Origin of the sequence: Shewanella salipaludis (assembly GCF_012911865.1) — a bacterium.
Classification (GTDB): Bacteria; Pseudomonadota; Gammaproteobacteria; order Enterobacterales; family Shewanellaceae; genus Shewanella; species Shewanella salipaludis.
Map to the genome: position 1 here is coordinate 156,348 of NZ_JAAXYH010000007.1, position 15,772 is coordinate 172,119.

General features: G+C 55.2%; 12 protein-coding genes and 8 tRNA genes. 19 read left to right on the top strand and 1 reads right to left on the bottom strand.

The features are described 5' to 3' along the window. The first annotated feature begins 15 nt into the window (after positions 1-15). The 5 genes from truD (at position 16) to rpoS (ending at position 4,501) form a co-directional block, all read left to right on the top strand. Entirely contained in the window at positions 16-1,080 is a 1,065-nt protein-coding gene (gene truD, locus HC757_RS11465; RefSeq protein WP_169564512.1) for a tRNA pseudouridine(13) synthase TruD, read from the top strand. After that, positions 1,077-1,826 carry a 5'/3'-nucleotidase SurE gene (gene surE / locus HC757_RS11470; RefSeq protein ID WP_169564513.1) on the top strand — a complete coding sequence of 250 codons (750 nt, stop codon included), beginning with the start codon at positions 1,077-1,079 and terminating at the stop codon, positions 1,824-1,826. The genes truD and surE overlap by 4 nt, the downstream gene beginning before the upstream one ends. Next, on the top strand, positions 1,823-2,458 hold the full coding sequence (locus HC757_RS11475; protein WP_169564514.1) for a protein-L-isoaspartate(D-aspartate) O-methyltransferase: 636 nt from the start codon (positions 1,823-1,825) through the stop codon (positions 2,456-2,458). Before surE ends, HC757_RS11475 begins: the two co-directional genes overlap by 4 nt. Positions 2,459-2,486: 28 nt before the next feature. Next, positions 2,487-3,434 carry a peptidoglycan DD-metalloendopeptidase family protein gene (locus tag HC757_RS11480; protein WP_169564515.1) on the top strand — a complete coding sequence of 316 codons (948 nt, stop codon included), beginning with the start codon at positions 2,487-2,489 and terminating at the stop codon, positions 3,432-3,434. An 83-nt stretch (positions 3,435-3,517) separates the two neighbouring features. After that, positions 3,518-4,501 (top strand): RNA polymerase sigma factor RpoS, encoded by a 984-nt coding sequence (rpoS, locus tag HC757_RS11485; RefSeq protein WP_169564516.1) that lies wholly within the window; start codon positions 3,518-3,520, stop codon positions 4,499-4,501. A 137-nt stretch (positions 4,502-4,638) separates the two neighbouring features. Here the strand turns inward: rpoS and mutS are convergent, their stop codons facing one another. Continuing rightward, positions 4,639-7,209, bottom strand: coding sequence for a DNA mismatch repair protein MutS (mutS, locus tag HC757_RS11490; protein ID WP_169564517.1), 2,571 nt, complete (start codon positions 7,207-7,209; stop codon positions 4,639-4,641). 330 nt (positions 7,210-7,539) lie between these two features. Between mutS and recA the strand changes: the two genes are divergently transcribed. The 14 genes from recA to HC757_RS11560 all read left to right on the top strand — a co-directional run bounded on the left by recA (position 7,540) and on the right by HC757_RS11560 (position 15,764). Continuing rightward, positions 7,540-8,604: a recombinase RecA gene (gene recA / locus HC757_RS11495; RefSeq protein WP_169564518.1), complete on the top strand. Its 1,065-nt coding sequence runs from the start codon at positions 7,540-7,542 to the stop codon at positions 8,602-8,604. Beyond that, positions 8,601-9,059 carry a regulatory protein RecX gene (locus tag HC757_RS11500; RefSeq protein ID WP_425313964.1) on the top strand — a complete coding sequence of 153 codons (459 nt, stop codon included), beginning with the start codon at positions 8,601-8,603 and terminating at the stop codon, positions 9,057-9,059. Before recA ends, HC757_RS11500 begins: the two co-directional genes overlap by 4 nt. Before the next feature lie 183 nt (positions 9,060-9,242). Then, positions 9,243-11,867: an alanine--tRNA ligase gene (gene alaS / locus HC757_RS11505; protein WP_169564520.1), complete on the top strand. Its 2,625-nt coding sequence runs from the start codon at positions 9,243-9,245 to the stop codon at positions 11,865-11,867. A 37-nt stretch (positions 11,868-11,904) separates the two neighbouring features. Further along, positions 11,905-13,173, top strand: a complete 1,269-nt coding sequence (locus HC757_RS11510; RefSeq protein ID WP_169564521.1) for an aspartate kinase — start codon at positions 11,905-11,907, stop codon at positions 13,171-13,173. Between the two features lie 118 nt (positions 13,174-13,291). Then, positions 13,292-13,489: a carbon storage regulator CsrA gene (gene csrA / locus HC757_RS11515; protein ID WP_006082602.1), complete on the top strand. Its 198-nt coding sequence runs from the start codon at positions 13,292-13,294 to the stop codon at positions 13,487-13,489. A 202-nt stretch (positions 13,490-13,691) separates the two neighbouring features. After that, a tRNA-Ser gene (locus HC757_RS11520) sits at positions 13,692-13,783 on the top strand. Between the two features lie 21 nt (positions 13,784-13,804). Continuing rightward, a tRNA-Arg gene (locus tag HC757_RS11525) sits at positions 13,805-13,881 on the top strand. Positions 13,882-13,910: 29 nt separating this feature from the next. Beyond that, positions 13,911-13,987, top strand: a tRNA-Arg gene (locus HC757_RS11530). 63 nt (positions 13,988-14,050) lie between these two features. Continuing rightward, a tRNA-Arg gene (locus HC757_RS11535) sits at positions 14,051-14,127 on the top strand. A 29-nt stretch (positions 14,128-14,156) separates the two neighbouring features. Further along, positions 14,157-14,233, top strand: a tRNA-Arg gene (locus HC757_RS11540). Positions 14,234-14,436: 203 nt separating this feature from the next. Further along, positions 14,437-14,513 (top strand) — tRNA-Arg (locus HC757_RS11545). A gap of 67 nt (positions 14,514-14,580) precedes the next feature. Next, positions 14,581-14,672 (top strand) — tRNA-Ser (locus HC757_RS11550). Between the two features lie 32 nt (positions 14,673-14,704). Next, positions 14,705-14,781, top strand: a tRNA-Arg gene (locus HC757_RS11555). 746 nt (positions 14,782-15,527) lie between these two features. Continuing rightward, on the top strand, positions 15,528-15,764 hold the full coding sequence (locus HC757_RS11560) for an OadG family protein (RefSeq protein ID WP_169564522.1): 237 nt from the start codon (positions 15,528-15,530) through the stop codon (positions 15,762-15,764). The last annotated feature ends 8 nt before the right edge of the window (positions 15,765-15,772 follow it).

The window sequence follows — 15,772 nt, forward strand, 5'->3', positions numbered from 1 at the left end:
AGATATCAGCCTCCCATGAGTGAATTACATTACCTGTACGGTAAACCTGCCGCCAAGGCAGATCTAAGGACCCACAACGGCGACTTTATCGTCAAGGAAATCCTGCCCTTCAGCCCGACGGGCGAAGGCGAGCATCATATGCTGCACGTACGCAAGGAAGGGCTCAATACAGTGCAGGTGGCGGAGATGCTGGCCAAGTTTGCCAAGGTGCATCCTAAGGAAGTGACCTTTGCCGGTCAGAAAGACAAGAACGCCATCACCGAGCAATGGTTTGGGGTACGCATCCCGGGCAAAGACACGCCGGACTGGGCGAGCCTGAACAGTGATAAGCTGACGATCCTCACGAGCAGCCGCCATAGCAAGAAGCTGCGCACCGGGGCCCTGCTGGGCAACAGGTTCATCCTGACCCTGCGTAACGTCACGGATATCGCAGATGTGGTGACACGCCTGGTTTCCGTGGCCAAGACAGGGGTGCCGAATTATTTCGGTGAACAGCGGTTCGGTCACGATGGCAAGAATTTGGTGCTCGGGCGGCAGATGCTGGCGGGGCGCAAGGTCAAAGACAGAAATAAGCGCAGCATGTACCTGTCGGCGGTGCGCTCACACCTATTCAACCAGGTGGTGTCTTATCGTCTGAGCCAACATGGCATAACGCCCATGGCGGGGGATTGCGTGATGCTCAGCGGCAGCAAGAGCTTCTTCGTCGCCGAGCAGTGGGATGAGGTGGTTGTTAAACGTTTGGCCGAGAAAGATATCCAGCTGTCGGCACCCTTATGGGGCCGGGGGCAGATCTTGCCCAAGGGCGAGGCGGCGGCGATGGAAACCCTGGCTGTGAGTGAACTGAGCGAGGATTGCTACGGCCTGGAGCACGCAGGGCTGGAGCAGGAACGCCGTCCCTTGCTGCTGGAGCCCCAGGGGTTAAAATACCAGGTACAGGACGATGTGATGACCTTGGAGTTTGTGTTGCCGGCTGGCAGTTTTGCGACCTCCCTGCTCAGGGAGTTGTTCGATTACCAGGATGTCAAAGAGCGCCAGTGGCAGGAAAGTGTCGCGGCAGATAAGCGCACACAGGAGTCGTGATGAGAATATTGGTCAGTAACGATGATGGGGTGCATGCCCCGGGGATCAAGGCGCTGGCAGAGGCCCTGGGCGAGTTTGCCGAAGTGCTGACCGTGGCTCCCGACAGAAACTGTTCCGGCGCGAGCAACTCATTAACCTTGACTAACCCATTAAGAATTAATAGGTTAGAGGGTGGCTTCGTATCGGTGAACGGCACGCCTACGGATTGCGTTCATCTGGCCATCCGGGAATTGTTCGACCAGGAACCCGATATTGTCGTCTCAGGCATCAACGCCGGCGCCAATCTGGGGGACGATACCCTGTATTCGGGGACCGTCGCCGCCGCCATGGAAGGGCGCTTCCTGGGGCTGCCCGCCATCGCCATTTCCCTGGTGGGGCGCAAGCTGCTGCATTACGACACTGCGGCTGTGTTTGCCGCCCGGATAGTGAAGGGCCTGCTGAGCCATCCCCTGGCGAAGGATCAGATCCTCAACGTCAATGTGCCGGATCTGCCCCTGGCGGAGATCCAGGGGATCCGGGTCACGCGTCTGGGTGCCCGCCATAAGGCCGAAGGCATGGTACGGATGGAAGATCCCGCCGGCAGGGAAATCTTCTGGCTGGGGCCTCCGGGAATAGAACAGGATGCCAGCCAAGGCACGGATTTCGACGCAGTGGCCAATGGCTATGTGTCCATCACTCCATTAACTGTGGACTTGACCGCTTACAGTCAGCTGTCGGGTCTGGAAAATTGGGTCAAGAATATATGAATCGGCTCGCCAGTGCATCGGCGCAGAATTTAGCAAAAAAACTCCATGATGCTGGGATCCGGGAGCAGGCCGTGTTGCAGGCCGTCGCCAACACCCCAAGAGAACTTTTTCTCGACAATGCCCTGGCCCATAAGGCCTATGAGAATACCGCCTTACCCATAGGCCAGGGACAGACCATTTCGCAGCCTTACATAGTGGCGCGCATGACTGAGCTGTTGCTGCAGCATCACCCCAGGAAGGTGTTGGAGATAGGCACAGGCTCAGGCTACCAGGCGGCCATCCTGGCGCAACTGGTGCCCGAGTTATGCACCATAGAGAGGATCAAGAGCCTGCAGATCCAGGCGCGGCAGAGGCTCAAGCGGCTGGACTTGCATAACGTCTCTTTCAAATACGGTGATGGCTGGCAGGGGTGGCCGAACCGCGGTCCTTTCGATGCCATCATGGTCACGGCGGCGCCTGAGAGTATTCCACAGCCGCTGTTGGAACAGCTGGCCGATGGCGGTGTCTTGGTGATCCCAGTCGGGGATGAGATCCAGGAGTTGCTGCGCATCACCAGACGGGGTGACAGATTCGAACATCAGGTGATCGAAGGCGTCAGGTTTGTGCCCCTGGTCAGCGGTGGCCTGGCTTAAACTCGCGGTCTATGCTTCAGGGCCGGCCATGGCACGGGTGAATGTGATTGAAATAGATAAGGGAAAAGTAGATTTGAACTTAGGGCAATTGACAATTCTGGCCTTGCTCATCACATTCATCCTCAGTGGCTGTAGTTTTCAGGCCAGACGACCGGCACCCGTCGAAAATATTTACCTTAACGGGACCCCTGCCTATGACAGGGGCTCGATAAAAACCGGCGTCTATACGGTCAAGAAGGGCGATACCTTGTACTCCATCTCCTGGGGGGCAGGTAAAGATTTTGTTACAATTGCCAAACTGAATAAGCTGGCAAAACCTTACACCATTTACCCGGGACAGAAGCTCAAATTGCAACCGGGAAAACGCAGCTGGAGCAAGAAGAAGCCGTACGCCATGCGGCATGCAGCCAAGACGGACAGCCAAAAAACCGCTAAAACCGTCTCGAACAAGGCGCCAAAACCCGCCGCTAATACTCAAACAACTCAAACCAGTAGTACAAAAAAAGTACTTGATAACAAGGTCAAGCCTGCGTACTCTGTTACAGGTACTCAACAGGTTATTAACAAGTCTATCCACCCGGCAAGCTCGACACTTCCGGCCAGGGTAAGCCGATGGCGGTGGCCTGTAAGGGGAAATATTCTGAGTACTTTCTCTGCCAACGAGCAAGGGAATAAAGGTATTAAGATTGCTGGAAACAGGGGCACAGTCATCAATGCCGCTGCCGATGGACGCGTAGTGTATGCGGGTAGCGCACTGAGAGGTTATGGTAATCTTGTGATCATCAAGCACAGCGACGATTACCTCAGCGCATATGCTCATGCGGATAAGATCTTAGTCAAAGAGAAGCAACAGGTTGTCGCAGGACAAAGGGTTGCAACCATGGGAAGTACAGGGACCGACAGGGTAATGTTGCACTTTGAAATCCGTTACCACGGTAAGTCTGTTAACCCATTGAAGTATTTGCCAAAACACTGATTGTTTGGCTGCCGAATTGGCATGGAGGATAAAAAGAGGTGAAGTTAATTTAAATAGTGAGTTTATGTTTGGGAGATAAAGTTATGAGCCAAAATAACAGCATTGCCGCTGAGCTTATCGATTTTTCCACAAAACAGCCCGATTCAGCAGCCGACAATAAGGATGGCAGCAATACTCTGGTTCAAGATCTTGAGCTGGAACAACAGGTACAAGATGATCTGCAAAAGAATCTCGATGCCACGCAACTCTACCTGGGTGAGATAGGTTTTTCGCCCTTGCTAAGCGCGGAAGAGGAAGTCTACTTTTCACGCAAGTCACTCAAAGGTTGTGCCAAGTCCCGCAACCGCATGATAGAAAGCAATCTCAGATTAGTGGTAAAAATTGCCCGCCGTTATAACAACCGCGGCTTGGCGCTGCTCGATCTTATCGAGGAAGGCAACCTGGGATTGATCCGTGCGGTAGAGAAATTTGATCCCGAACGCGGCTTTCGTTTCTCGACCTACGCCACCTGGTGGATAAGACAAACCATAGAAAGAGCCATAATGAATCAGACGCGTACCATACGCTTGCCTATCCATGTGGTGAAAGAACTCAATGTCTATCTGCGTACCGCCAGGGAATTGGCCCACAAGCTGGATCATGAGCCTACGGCCGAGGAAATAGCGACCAAGTTGGACATTCCCAGCAGCGACGTCAGCCGCATGCTGAAACTCAATGAAAAAATCACCTCGGTGGATACCCCATTGGGGGGCGATAACGACAAAGCCCTGTTGGATGTGCTGGCCGATGACGATAATGTGGGCCCGGACTACAAGGTGCAGAACGAAGATATTTCCAATTCCGTGGTGAAATGGCTCAACGAGCTCAATACCAAGCAAAGGGAAGTGCTGGCACGGCGTTTCGGGCTGCTGGGTTATGAGCCATCGACGCTGGAAGATGTCGGTGCCGAAATCGGTTTGACCCGCGAGAGAGTGCGGCAGATCCAGGTGGAAGCGCTCAAACGTCTGCGGGATCTGCTGGCATCCGAAGGCCTCTCTGTCGAAGCCCTGTTCAGAAGCGACTCCTGAGAGCCTGGCATTGCCGACCGGCTGCTGGCCCCAAACAAAAGCTCAGACAAAAAGCTCAGACAAAAAGCCCAGCTAAACAAACGCCCATCCTGGATGGGCGTTTTTGTCGCTGCTGCATGCACTCTGCTCTTGCCAGCCTAGGCGAGGCGTTTCAGCTCATAGAGCAGCTCCAGCGCTTGCCTCGGGCTCAGCTCGTCCGGATTGATGGCCTGGAGCCGCAGCAGCGCCTGGGACTCCTGCTGCAATGGCTGCAGCGACAGGGTCTGCTGTAAGGGGAGGCCGTCCAGATGGTGCTGATCCCGGCTCTCCAGCTGATGCAGCTTGAACTTGGCGGCCTTGATCACCTGTGCCGGCACCCCGGCCAAAGCGGCGACCTGCAAGCCATAACTCTTGCTGGCGGCGCCTTCCTGCACCGCATGCATGAAGGCTATGGTGTCTTCATGCTCTACCGCGTCCAGATGGACGTTGTGGACCCCGGCGAGCAATTCCGGCAGCTGAGTCAGCTCGAAATAATGGGTGGCGAACAGCGTCATGGCGGCGACCTTCTGCGCCAGGTATTCGGCCGCCGACCAGGCCAGCGACAGGCCGTCATAGGTCGAGGTACCGCGGCCAATTTCATCCATCAGCACCAGGCTGTTGGCGCTGGCGTTATGGAGTATGTTGGCGGTTTCCGTCATCTCCACCATGAAGGTCGAGCGGCCGGAGGCCAAGTCGTCCGATGCCCCTATGCGGGTAAAGATCCTGTCTACCTGGCCTATCACGGCTTTTTGTGCCGGCACGAAACAGCCTATGTGCGCCATCAGGGTGATGAGCGCCACCTGGCGCATATAGGTGGATTTACCGCCCATGTTGGGGCCTGTGACTATCAGCATGCGCCTATCCGAATTGAGTTCGACCGGATTGGCGATGAAAGGCGTCTGACTGACCCGCTCGACCACAGGGTGGCGTCCGGACTCAATCTGGATCCCGACCTGATCTCTCAGCTCGGGTCTTTGGTAATCCAGGGTCTCGGCCCGATCGGCAAAGTTACTCAGCACATCCAGTTCGGCCGCGGCGCGGGCGAAGAGCTGCAACTCATGGAGCCTGGGCAACAGCAGCTCGAACAACTGCTCCCACAGCTGCTTCTCCAGTGCCAATGCCTTGCCCTGGCTCGACAGCACCTTCTCCTCGTATTCCTTCAGCTCAGGGGTGATGTAGCGCTCGGTATTCTTGAGCGTCTGTCGCCGCTGGTAACTCAGAGGCACCTGGGAGGATTGCAGGCGGCTGACTTCTATGTAATAGCCATGGACTCTGTTGTAGCCCACCTTGAGGGTGGCGATTCCGGTTCTGGCCTTCTCACGCTGCTCCAACTGCACCAGGTAGTCGCTGGCGCCTTCACTCAGGCCACGCCATTCATCCAGCTCGGCATGGTAACCCGGGCGGATCACCCCGCCGTCACGGATGAGCATGGGCGGGTTATCCACTATGGCGCGCGCCAGCAGGGCATGCTCCTCGGGAAATTCGCCCAATTGGCTGGCGAGTCTGTGGATATGACTGGAGTGGCAAGAGCCCAGCAGTTGCTGGATCGCCGGCAGTAAAGCCAGTGCCTGGCGCAGGCGGGCGAAGTCCCGCGGCCTGGCGGAGCGCAGTGCCAGCCTGGCCATGATGCGCTCGACATCCCCCAGCGCCTTGAGTTGTTGATGCAGCTCGGCGTATTCCCCCGAGTCGAGTAATTCCTGCACTATCTCCTGACGGGCGGTTATGGCTTGGTGATCCCGCAATGGTTGATGGATCCAGCGCTGCAACATGCGGCTGCCCATGGGGGTGGCGGTATTGTCCAGCACTGAGGCCAGGGTATTGTCGCGGCCACCGCCGAGGTTGCTGGTCAGTTCCAGATTGCGCCGGGTCGCGGCATCCAGCACTATGGTATCGCTCTGGTTGAATCTGACTATCGAGTTGATGTGCGGCAGGGCCGTGCGCTGGGTGTCCTTGACGTATTGCATCAGGCTGCCGGCGGCCTGCAAGGATGTGCGGGCATCGGCGATACCGAAGCCATGCAGATCTTTGGTGCCAAATTGCTCCAGCAGCAGGCGCACACTGGTGTCGTAATCGAATTCCCATTCGGGACGACGGCGCTTGCCCTTGAAGCGCTCGATAAGGCCCATCTGGCTAAAATCTTCACTGTAGAGGATCTCGACCGGGTGGGTGCGTTGCAGCTCGGCCTCCAATGCCTCACAGGTATCCAACTCGGCGATGATGAAGCGACCGGAAGACACGTCCAGGGTGGCATAACCGAATCCCTGCTTGCCCTGATACACGGCCGCCAACAGATTGTCCTGCCGCTCCTGCAGCAGGGCTTCATCTGTCAGCGTGCCCGGGGTGACTATCCGTACTACCTTACGTTCCACGGGGCCCTTGGAGGTGGCGGGATCCCCTATCTGCTCACAGATGGCGACGGACTGGCCAATCTGCACCAGTTTCGCCAGGTAACCTTCGACCGCATGGTAGGGGATCCCTGCCATGGGAATGGGATCGCCGCCGCTCTTGCCCCTCGCCGTCAAGGAGATCCCCAGCATTTCGGAGGCGCGTTTGGCGTCGTCGTAAAAGAGTTCGTAGAAGTCGCCCATGCGATAGAAGAGCAGCATGTCTGGATGCTCGGCCTTCATCGACAAATACTGGCGCATCATGGGGGTATGTTTTTCTAGCTGATCGCTGGCTATGAGATTCATTAACGGCTTTTATCCCTTGTCCTTTTACCGCAGGTTTTGGCTGACCCATGGCGGCTTTCAATTCTGCGGCCAATATTAACAATATTTTTGAATGAGTAGCGGTTTTATCTGTGGGCCAGGGCGTAAAAGATGCGTTATTTTGGTCTTTTCCCGAGCCGGCAGCGCACAAATATCTGGGTGGCAAGGAGTTAAAATAAATTTTACCCAGCACTTGATACTGTATGATTGTACAGTATACTAGTGAGCATATTGAGACAGGCAGTGTTAACTTTTTTGTCTCGCACCATACTTTTTTACACGCATGAACGCGTGGTCGGAGAGGGAACAGGAATGAAGGTAGATCCAAATAAAGAGAAAGCACTTGCCGCCGTGTTGGGCCAGATCGAGAAACAGTTCGGTAAAGGTTCCATCATGAAACTGGGTGAGGATCGCTCCATGGACGTGGAAACCATCTCTACCGGTTCTCTGTCATTGGATGTTGCCCTCGGCGCCGGCGGTTTGCCTATGGGGCGTATCGTCGAGATCTATGGCCCAGAGTCATCGGGTAAAACCACTCTGACACTGGAAGTGATCGCCGCCGCTCAGCGCGAAGGCAAGACCTGCGCCTTCATAGATGCCGAGCATGCACTGGATCCTATCTATGCCCAGAAGCTGGGTGTAGACATAGATAACCTCCTGTGTTCTCAACCAGATACGGGTGAACAGGCGCTGGAGATCTGTGATGCCCTGACCCGCAGCGGTGCCGTGGACGTGATCATCGTCGACTCGGTCGCCGCCCTGACGCCTAAAGCCGAGATCGAAGGTGAAATAGGTGATTCACACATGGGCTTGGCGGCCCGTATGATGAGTCAGGCGATGCGTAAGCTGGCGGGCAACCTGAAGCAGTCCAACACTTTGCTGATCTTCATCAACCAGATACGTATGAAGATAGGGGTGATGTTCGGTAACCCTGAAACCACCACGGGCGGTAATGCGCTCAAGTTCTATGCTTCCGTTCGTCTGGATATCCGCCGTACCGGCGCCATCAAGGAAGGCGACGAAGTGGTAGGCAACGAGACCCGCGTCAAGGTGGTGAAGAACAAGATTGCCGCGCCCTTCAAGCAGGCAGAATTCCAAATCCTCTATGGCCAGGGCATCAACCGCACAGGTGAGTTGGTCGACCTGGGTGTGGCCCACAAGCTGGTGGAAAAAGCCGGTGCCTGGTACAGCTACAAGGGCGACAAGATAGGTCAGGGCCGTGCCAACGCCGGCAAATATCTGATTGAAAACCCTGCGATTGCCGCCGAGATCGACGGCGCCTTGCGTGCCTTGCTGCTGAGCAAGGGCGGTGCGCCTGTGGCTAAGCCGGCGGCCGGCGATGAGAACGTAGATCTGGAAACAGGCGAAGTATTCTGAGTCAGTCGGCCCGACAAGTTGCGGTAGCGCTGCTGGCGCGCCGCGATTATTCCAGGCATGAAATCAAGGCCAAGTTGCTGCTCAAAGGCTTCGAGACCGTCGAGATAGAGCCAGTGCTCGACGGCTGCGAAGCCAGCGGTTTTCTCGATGACAACCGCTATGCCGATCTGTTGCTGCGCAGCCATATCACCAAGGGCCATGGCCTGGGACGCATCAAACAGGCGATGGCACAGAAGGGCCTTTGTGCCGGGACTATTGCCGCCGCTGTGGACAGATCCACTTGTGACTGGTTCGAACTCGCCAGGAGCAAGGCCGTCAAGAAATACACAGATCCCCGCACCCAGGACATGAAAGAGAAAGCCAGACGCATCCGCTTCCTCATGGGGCAAGGCTTCAGCTACGATCAGATAGCCTATGCCTTGGATTACGATCCCTACGATGAATCGTCATTCTGAGCCTCACATCTGCTGCAACCCTTAACCTCGGCTTTCAAAATCCCACTCCCGGCCCGCTATCTGCCAAACAGCACTGGTCGTACTCCTTCAGTCTGCTTATAATGCTGGGAAAAATAGGCATTCTGGCTGCATCGCCAACCCGGATGTTGTTTAATTCAGACTTACCCAATTCAGGATGATTTCATGTATCAAACCACCGCAGAGCTTAGAAGCGCTTTCCTGGAGTTTTTCAGCAAGAATGGTCACCAGATAGTGGACAGCAGTTCCCTGGTGCCAGGCAATGATCCTACCTTGCTCTTCAATAACGCCGGAATGAACCAGTTTAAAGATGTCTTCCTGGGGATGGATAAGCGCAGCTATACCCGAGCCACGAGCTCACAACGCTGCGTGCGCGCCGGTGGTAAGCATAACGATTTGGATAACGTGGGCTACACGGCCAGGCATCACACCTTTTTCGAGATGCTGGGTAACTTCAGCTTCGGCGATTACTTCAAGGAAGAGGCGATTCGTTACGCCTGGACCTTCCTGACCGAGACCCTGCAACTGCCCAAAGAGCGTCTGTGCGTGACTGTGTACGAGACGGACGATGAAGCCTTCGACATCTGGGCTCAGAAGATAGGCGTGCCCAAAGAAAACATCATCCGCATAGGCGACAACAAGGGTGCGGCCTATGCGTCGGATAACTTCTGGCAGATGGGTGACACAGGCCCATGTGGTCCCTGCACCGAAATTTTCTATGATCATGGCGAGCATATCTGGGGCGGCCGTCCCGGCACCCCAGAGGAAGATGGCGATCGTTTCATCGAGATCTGGAACATAGTCTTCATGCAATATAACCGTCACTCAGACGGGACCATGGAACCCTTGCCTAAGCCTTCGGTCGATACCGGCATGGGCATAGAGCGTATCGCCGCCATCATGCAGGGGGTGCACTCCAACTATGAGATAGATATTTTCAAGGCGCTGATCGCCAAGGCGGCCGAGATCATAGGCGTCACCGACTTAGAGAATAAATCGCTGCGGGTGATCGCAGATCATATCCGCTCCTGCGCCTTCTTGGTGGCCGATGGGGTGATGCCATCGAACGAAGGCCGTGGCTATGTGCTGCGTCGCATCATTCGCCGCGCGGTGCGCCATGGCAACAAGCTGGGCGCCACCGAAACCTTCTTCTACAAGCTGGTGCCTACCCTGATTGCCGTCATGGGCGATGCGGCCAAGGGCCTGGCCGAGACGCAAGCCATAGTCGAGAAGGCCCTCAAGGCCGAAGAAGAGCAGTTTGCCCGCACTCTGGAGCGCGGCCTGGGGATACTGGATAACGCCCTGAACGAACTCGAGGGTGACACTTTGGACGGCGAAACCGTCTTCAAGCTGTATGACACCTATGGCTTCCCCGTGGATTTGACCGCCGACGTCTGTCGTGAGCGCAACATCACAGTGGATGAGTTAGGTTTCGATGTCGCCATGGCCGAGCAGCGCAGCCGGGCCCAGGCGGCAGGCAACTTCGGCACAGATTATAATGCCGGCCTCAAGATAGATGCACAGACAGAGTTCTGCGGTTATACCCAGTTAGCCGCCGAGGGCAAGGTGACCGGACTCTATGTCGACGGCGTGGCCGTCGACGCCATCGCCGCGGGTGACAACGCCGTGGTGGTGCTGGATTCGACGCCTTTCTATGCCGAGTCGGGTGGTCAGGTGGGTGATAAGGGCCAGTTGCTGGCCAGCGGTATCGTCTTCGATGTGACAGATACCCAGAAATACGGTCAGGCAACGGGTCATCAGGGTGTCCTGACCTCGGGCAGCCTGTCACTCGGACAAGTGCTGGAGGCGAGGGTGGAGCAGACACTGCGTCAACGCACCCAGCTCAATCACTCTGTGACTCACTTACTGCACGCGGCGCTGCGGCAGATATTGGGCACCCATGTGACCCAGAAAGGCTCCTTGGTCGACCCTGAACGCCTGAGATTCGACTTCTCGCACTTCGAAGCGGTCAAGCCAGAGGAGCTGCAGCGGGTCGAAGATCTGGTCAATGCCCAGATACGTCTCAATCATGAGCTGAAAACGGCTGTGATGGACATAGATCAAGCCAAAGAGAAGGGCGCCATGGCGCTGTTCGGTGAGAAATATGACGCCCAGGTGCGGGTCGTCACCATGGGTGACTTCTCGGTCGAGCTCTGCGGTGGTACCCATGTGGGCCGCAGTGGTGACATAGGTCTGTTCAAGATCACCTCGGAAAGCGGTATCGCCGCCGGTGTGCGCCGCATCGAGGCGGTGACAGGTGCCGCCGCCATGGCGTTTGTCGCCGCTCAGCAGGCCGAGCTTGCCGAAGCCGCATCTCTGCTCAAGGGCGATGCCGGCTCTGTCGTGGTTAAGCTCAAGGCGCAGCTGGACAAGATGAAGTCGCTGGAGAAAGAGCTGTCACAGCTCAAGGACAAGCTCGCCGCCGCTGCCAGTGCCGATCTGGCCACAGATGCCGTCGCCATCAATGGCGTAAAAGTGCTGATCAAGAAACTCGAAGGGGTCGATCCTGGTTCGCTGCGCGGACTGCAGGATGAACTCAAGCAGAAGCTCAAGTCCGCCGTCATAGTGCTGGGCACGGCCAAAGACGGCAAGGTCAACCTGATCGCCGGCGTCAGTAACGATCTGACCGCCAAGATCAAGGCCGGCGAGTTGGTGGCCATGGTCGCCAGTCAGGTGGGCGGAAAGGGCGGTGGTCGCCCCGACATGGCCCAGGCCGGTGGCACTCAACCAGAGCACTTGGACTCGGCATTGGCGCTAGCCTTGCCTTGGGTAACGGAGCGTCTGGCTTAAGGCTCGGTTCTGTTAAAGACAAAGTTAAGAGGTCAAAGTGCCCGAAAAACGAAAGCTTAGTAGTAGCAAGCTTTTTGTGAAGAAGTTCGGTGGCACCTCGGTAGGCTCGATTGAGCGTATCGAGGCGGTCGCCGAGCAGATAGCAAAATCCGCTCACGCAGGTGAGCGTCAGATCTTGGTACTCTCGGCGATGGCCGGTGAGACTAACAGGTTATTTTCCCTGGCGTCGAATATCGCCTCCAGCGCAGATGCACTCGGCGAGGGCTGCGAGTATGCGCTGCTGCGTGAGAGAGACATGCTGGTCTCGACCGGTGAACAGATCAGCATAGCCCTGATGGCGATGGCGCTGCAGCGGCGGGGCCTAAGGGCCAGATCTCTGCTCGGCAGTCAGGTACAGATACATACCGACAGTCAGTTCGGTGGCGCCAGTATTCAAAGGGTGGACACTCAGTTGCTCGAGGCCTTGTTGGCCGAGGGGGTTATTCCTGTGGTGGCCGGGTTTCAGGGCCGGGATAGCAATGGCGAAGTGACGACCTTGGGCCGTGGCGGCTCAGATACCACGGCGGTCGCATTGGCAGCGGCCATGGGGGCCAATGAGTGCCAGATCTACACAGATGTCGCCGGGGTGTTCACCACAGATCCTCACTTGACGCCGAGTGCCAGAAAACTCGACGGCATGAGTTTTGAGGTGATGTTCGACATGGCGAGGTTGGGGGCCAAGGTGTTGCATCCGGATTCGGTCGCCTATGCCAAACGTTACCTAGTGCCTTTGAGGGTGCTGTCGAGCTTCGAACCCGGTCCGGGTACCCTGGTGCAGCATGCCGAAGCCGCGGATGCCGTGGGCTCGGTACAGGGGATTGCCGTCTGCAGGGCGCGTGTCTGGCTCAGTATCGAATGCCCGCCGGCCAACGAGGCCTTACTCAGGGATTGTCTCGAGGGGCTGGGCGCCGAGGCCGAGCTATGGTGCCAAGATGCCCAGGACCAGTCCGGGCTCCAGCTGTTCCAGGTTTCGCTGGCGGCGGATTTTCTGGTCACGGCCCTGAAGCAGCTCGACCGCCAGAGTCAGTGTCTGGGCTTGGGTAAGGTGGAGTACCATAAGCAGCTGGTTAAAGTGTCGTTGGTGGGCAGCCGCTTACCCCCCGACACTGGACTGATCAGTCAGGTTAACAATATTTTGGGAAGCCAAGGGATCCATGTTAGGTTACTCTCAAGGTCTCAGCGAATAGTGTCCATCCTTATCGATGAAGCAGAGCTGCATAACGGGGTCAGGTTGTTGCATCAGACCCTTGGGCTCGACAGGGTGTAATTAAATAACCGTTTTAGTATTGAATACTATTAATTTGTACTAAGCTGACCTTATAATAAGCTCATATAACGGATGCGTGCCGTATGTAAGCTGAAATGGAAACTAAAGGAGCAATCGAATGCTGATTTTGACTCGTCGTGTTGGCGAAACACTGATGATTGGTGATGAAGTCACAGTCACAGTACTTGGGGTAAAAGGTAATCAGGTGCGTATCGGCGTGAATGCGCCGAAAGAAGTTTCTGTTCATCGTGAAGAGATCTACCAACGCATTCAATCTGAAAAATCGGGTACACCTTCTGAAGGCGGCAATTTCTGAGCGATTCAGAATGAGGCATGCCACACCGTAGAAGAGTCAGTTTTTTAACTGGCTTTTTTATTTTCTGCTGCCAAAGAACCTCTAAATCAACACATTGGCGTGATATACAGCCAATGTGCTTAAAAACAGTTCAAATGGGATTGGTTTGGGAAAAAGGGTTTGACTTATTTTCGTCAAACAGTAATATGTGCGCCAAGAAAACGGAGAGGTGGCCGAGTGGCCGAAGGCGCTCCCCTGCTAAGGGAGTATGGGCTTTAACTCCCATCGAGGGTTCGAATCCCTCCTTCTCCGCCATTTCTTACCGATAGAAAAAGTGCGCGTGTAGCTCAGCTGGATAGAGTACCTGGCTACGAACCAGGCGGTCGGAGGTTCGACTCCTTCCACGCGCACCATTTTTTATCAAAGCAGTACGATACAATTCGCGCGTGTAGCTCAGCTGGATAGAGTACCTGGCTACGAACCAGGCGGTCGGAGGTTCGACTCCTTCCACGCGCACCATTTCTGCATTAGTTAATCTTTAACTCAATCAGTTTTGCATCAGTTGTAACGAATATTTGAAATGCGCGTGTAGCTCAGCTGGATAGAGTACCTGGCTACGAACCAGGCGGTCGGAGGTTCGACTCCTTCCACGCGCACCAAATCCTCTGCTTACTTTATGTTTAAAAATGCGCGTGTAGCTCAGCTGGATAGAGTACCTGGCTACGAACCAGGCGGTCGGAGGTTCGACTCCTTCCACGCGCACCAATTCAATGCTGATGAGATGAATATTTTGTCAGTGTGTGCGGTAGAAAGGTATGTATGAAGTCGAAGGTTCGACTCACTCCATACCTGTCACGCACCAAGTTAAAACTGATGAGATGAATATTTTGTCAGTGTGTGCAGTCGAAGGGTAGGTTTGCGTCGAAGGTTCGACTCATTCCATACCTGCCACACAAAAAGTTAAACATGCGCGTGTAGCTCAGCTGGATAGAGTACCTGGCTACGAACCAGGCGGTCGGAGGTTCGACTCCTTCCACGCGCACCAATTCAGTCATCTGGCAGCTCTTATGAACCGAGTTTGGTTCCCATGAGATCCCGGATGCACAGTTTGCGGAGAGGTGGCCGAGTGGCCGAAGGCGCTCCCCTGCTAAGGGAGTATGGGCTTTAACTCCCATCGAGGGTTCGAATCCCTCCTTCTCCGCCATTATTCTGCTAATATCTATTAGCCCAAGTTTTGCGCGTGTAGCTCAGCTGGATAGAGTACCTGGCTACGAACCAGGCGGTCGGAGGTTCGACTCCTTCCACGCGCACCAAATATGCAATAGCAATAGTAAGATAAACGCCCTGCAGCAATGCGGGGCGTTTTTGTTTGGCTTTTCTATTGCCGTTGGCCTCTATCCCAGGCCCGGCGCCGACCGGCCCTTTGCTTCTTTTCTATCCTTTCTTCCATAGCTGCTCCTACTTCTACTTCTATAGATAGCAGATAGCAGATAGCAGATAGCAGATAGCAGATAGCAGATAGCCCAGCCATGTCCCTGGTCTTTATCATGGCCTCAGGCTTTGCCCCTGTCCTGGCCATAGCCCCTGTATTGACCATAGAGCCATAGAACCATAGCCGGCCCACGCCCCTCATACCTGACCCTGGAGATCCTTATGCTCCGGGTGCATAAATTGTCATGGTGTTCCATCTCGGCCATGCGTTTGACTTTTCGAGCGTTAAATAACTGCGCATGAAATATGCTCAACTTGGTTTTTTGTGGCAATAATCGCTTTGCTTGTCATGTATCAATAATTTTCAGCAGCCTTTGCTGGCTTATCTTCATTCGTCTCGGATAAAAATATTCTATTTGGTAAGACCAATTTACAATGTGTTGGCAATCTTGTTGCGAATTGGTTATATTTTTTAGCGTTTTTTTGCAGTTATTACGTCTTGAACTATTGGTTATGTGCTTTCTGGCTGAATTTAAACTCTGCTGCTGCGAATAACTATGCGCTTGGCGTGTTTGTAAGTCGCAACAGCCGAATGGCGGACAAGGGAATCTTACTCTGGGAGGAAGCTATGACATCGTTAACACAACAGCTCGTGGATGCCCTCGGCATCATGGTGCTGGGCATGGGATTGGTATTCCTGTTTCTGGGGATCCTCATTCTCGGGGTGGAGCTGGTCGCCAGATGCTTGAGTCGCGCTAACGAGGCGTCGACGCCGTCTATGTCGGAGCAGCCTATGCCGGCGCTGGACTCGAGACTCGTTGCCGCCATCAGTTCGGCGGTTCATCAATACCGTGCCTCGGCATGATTAAGCTT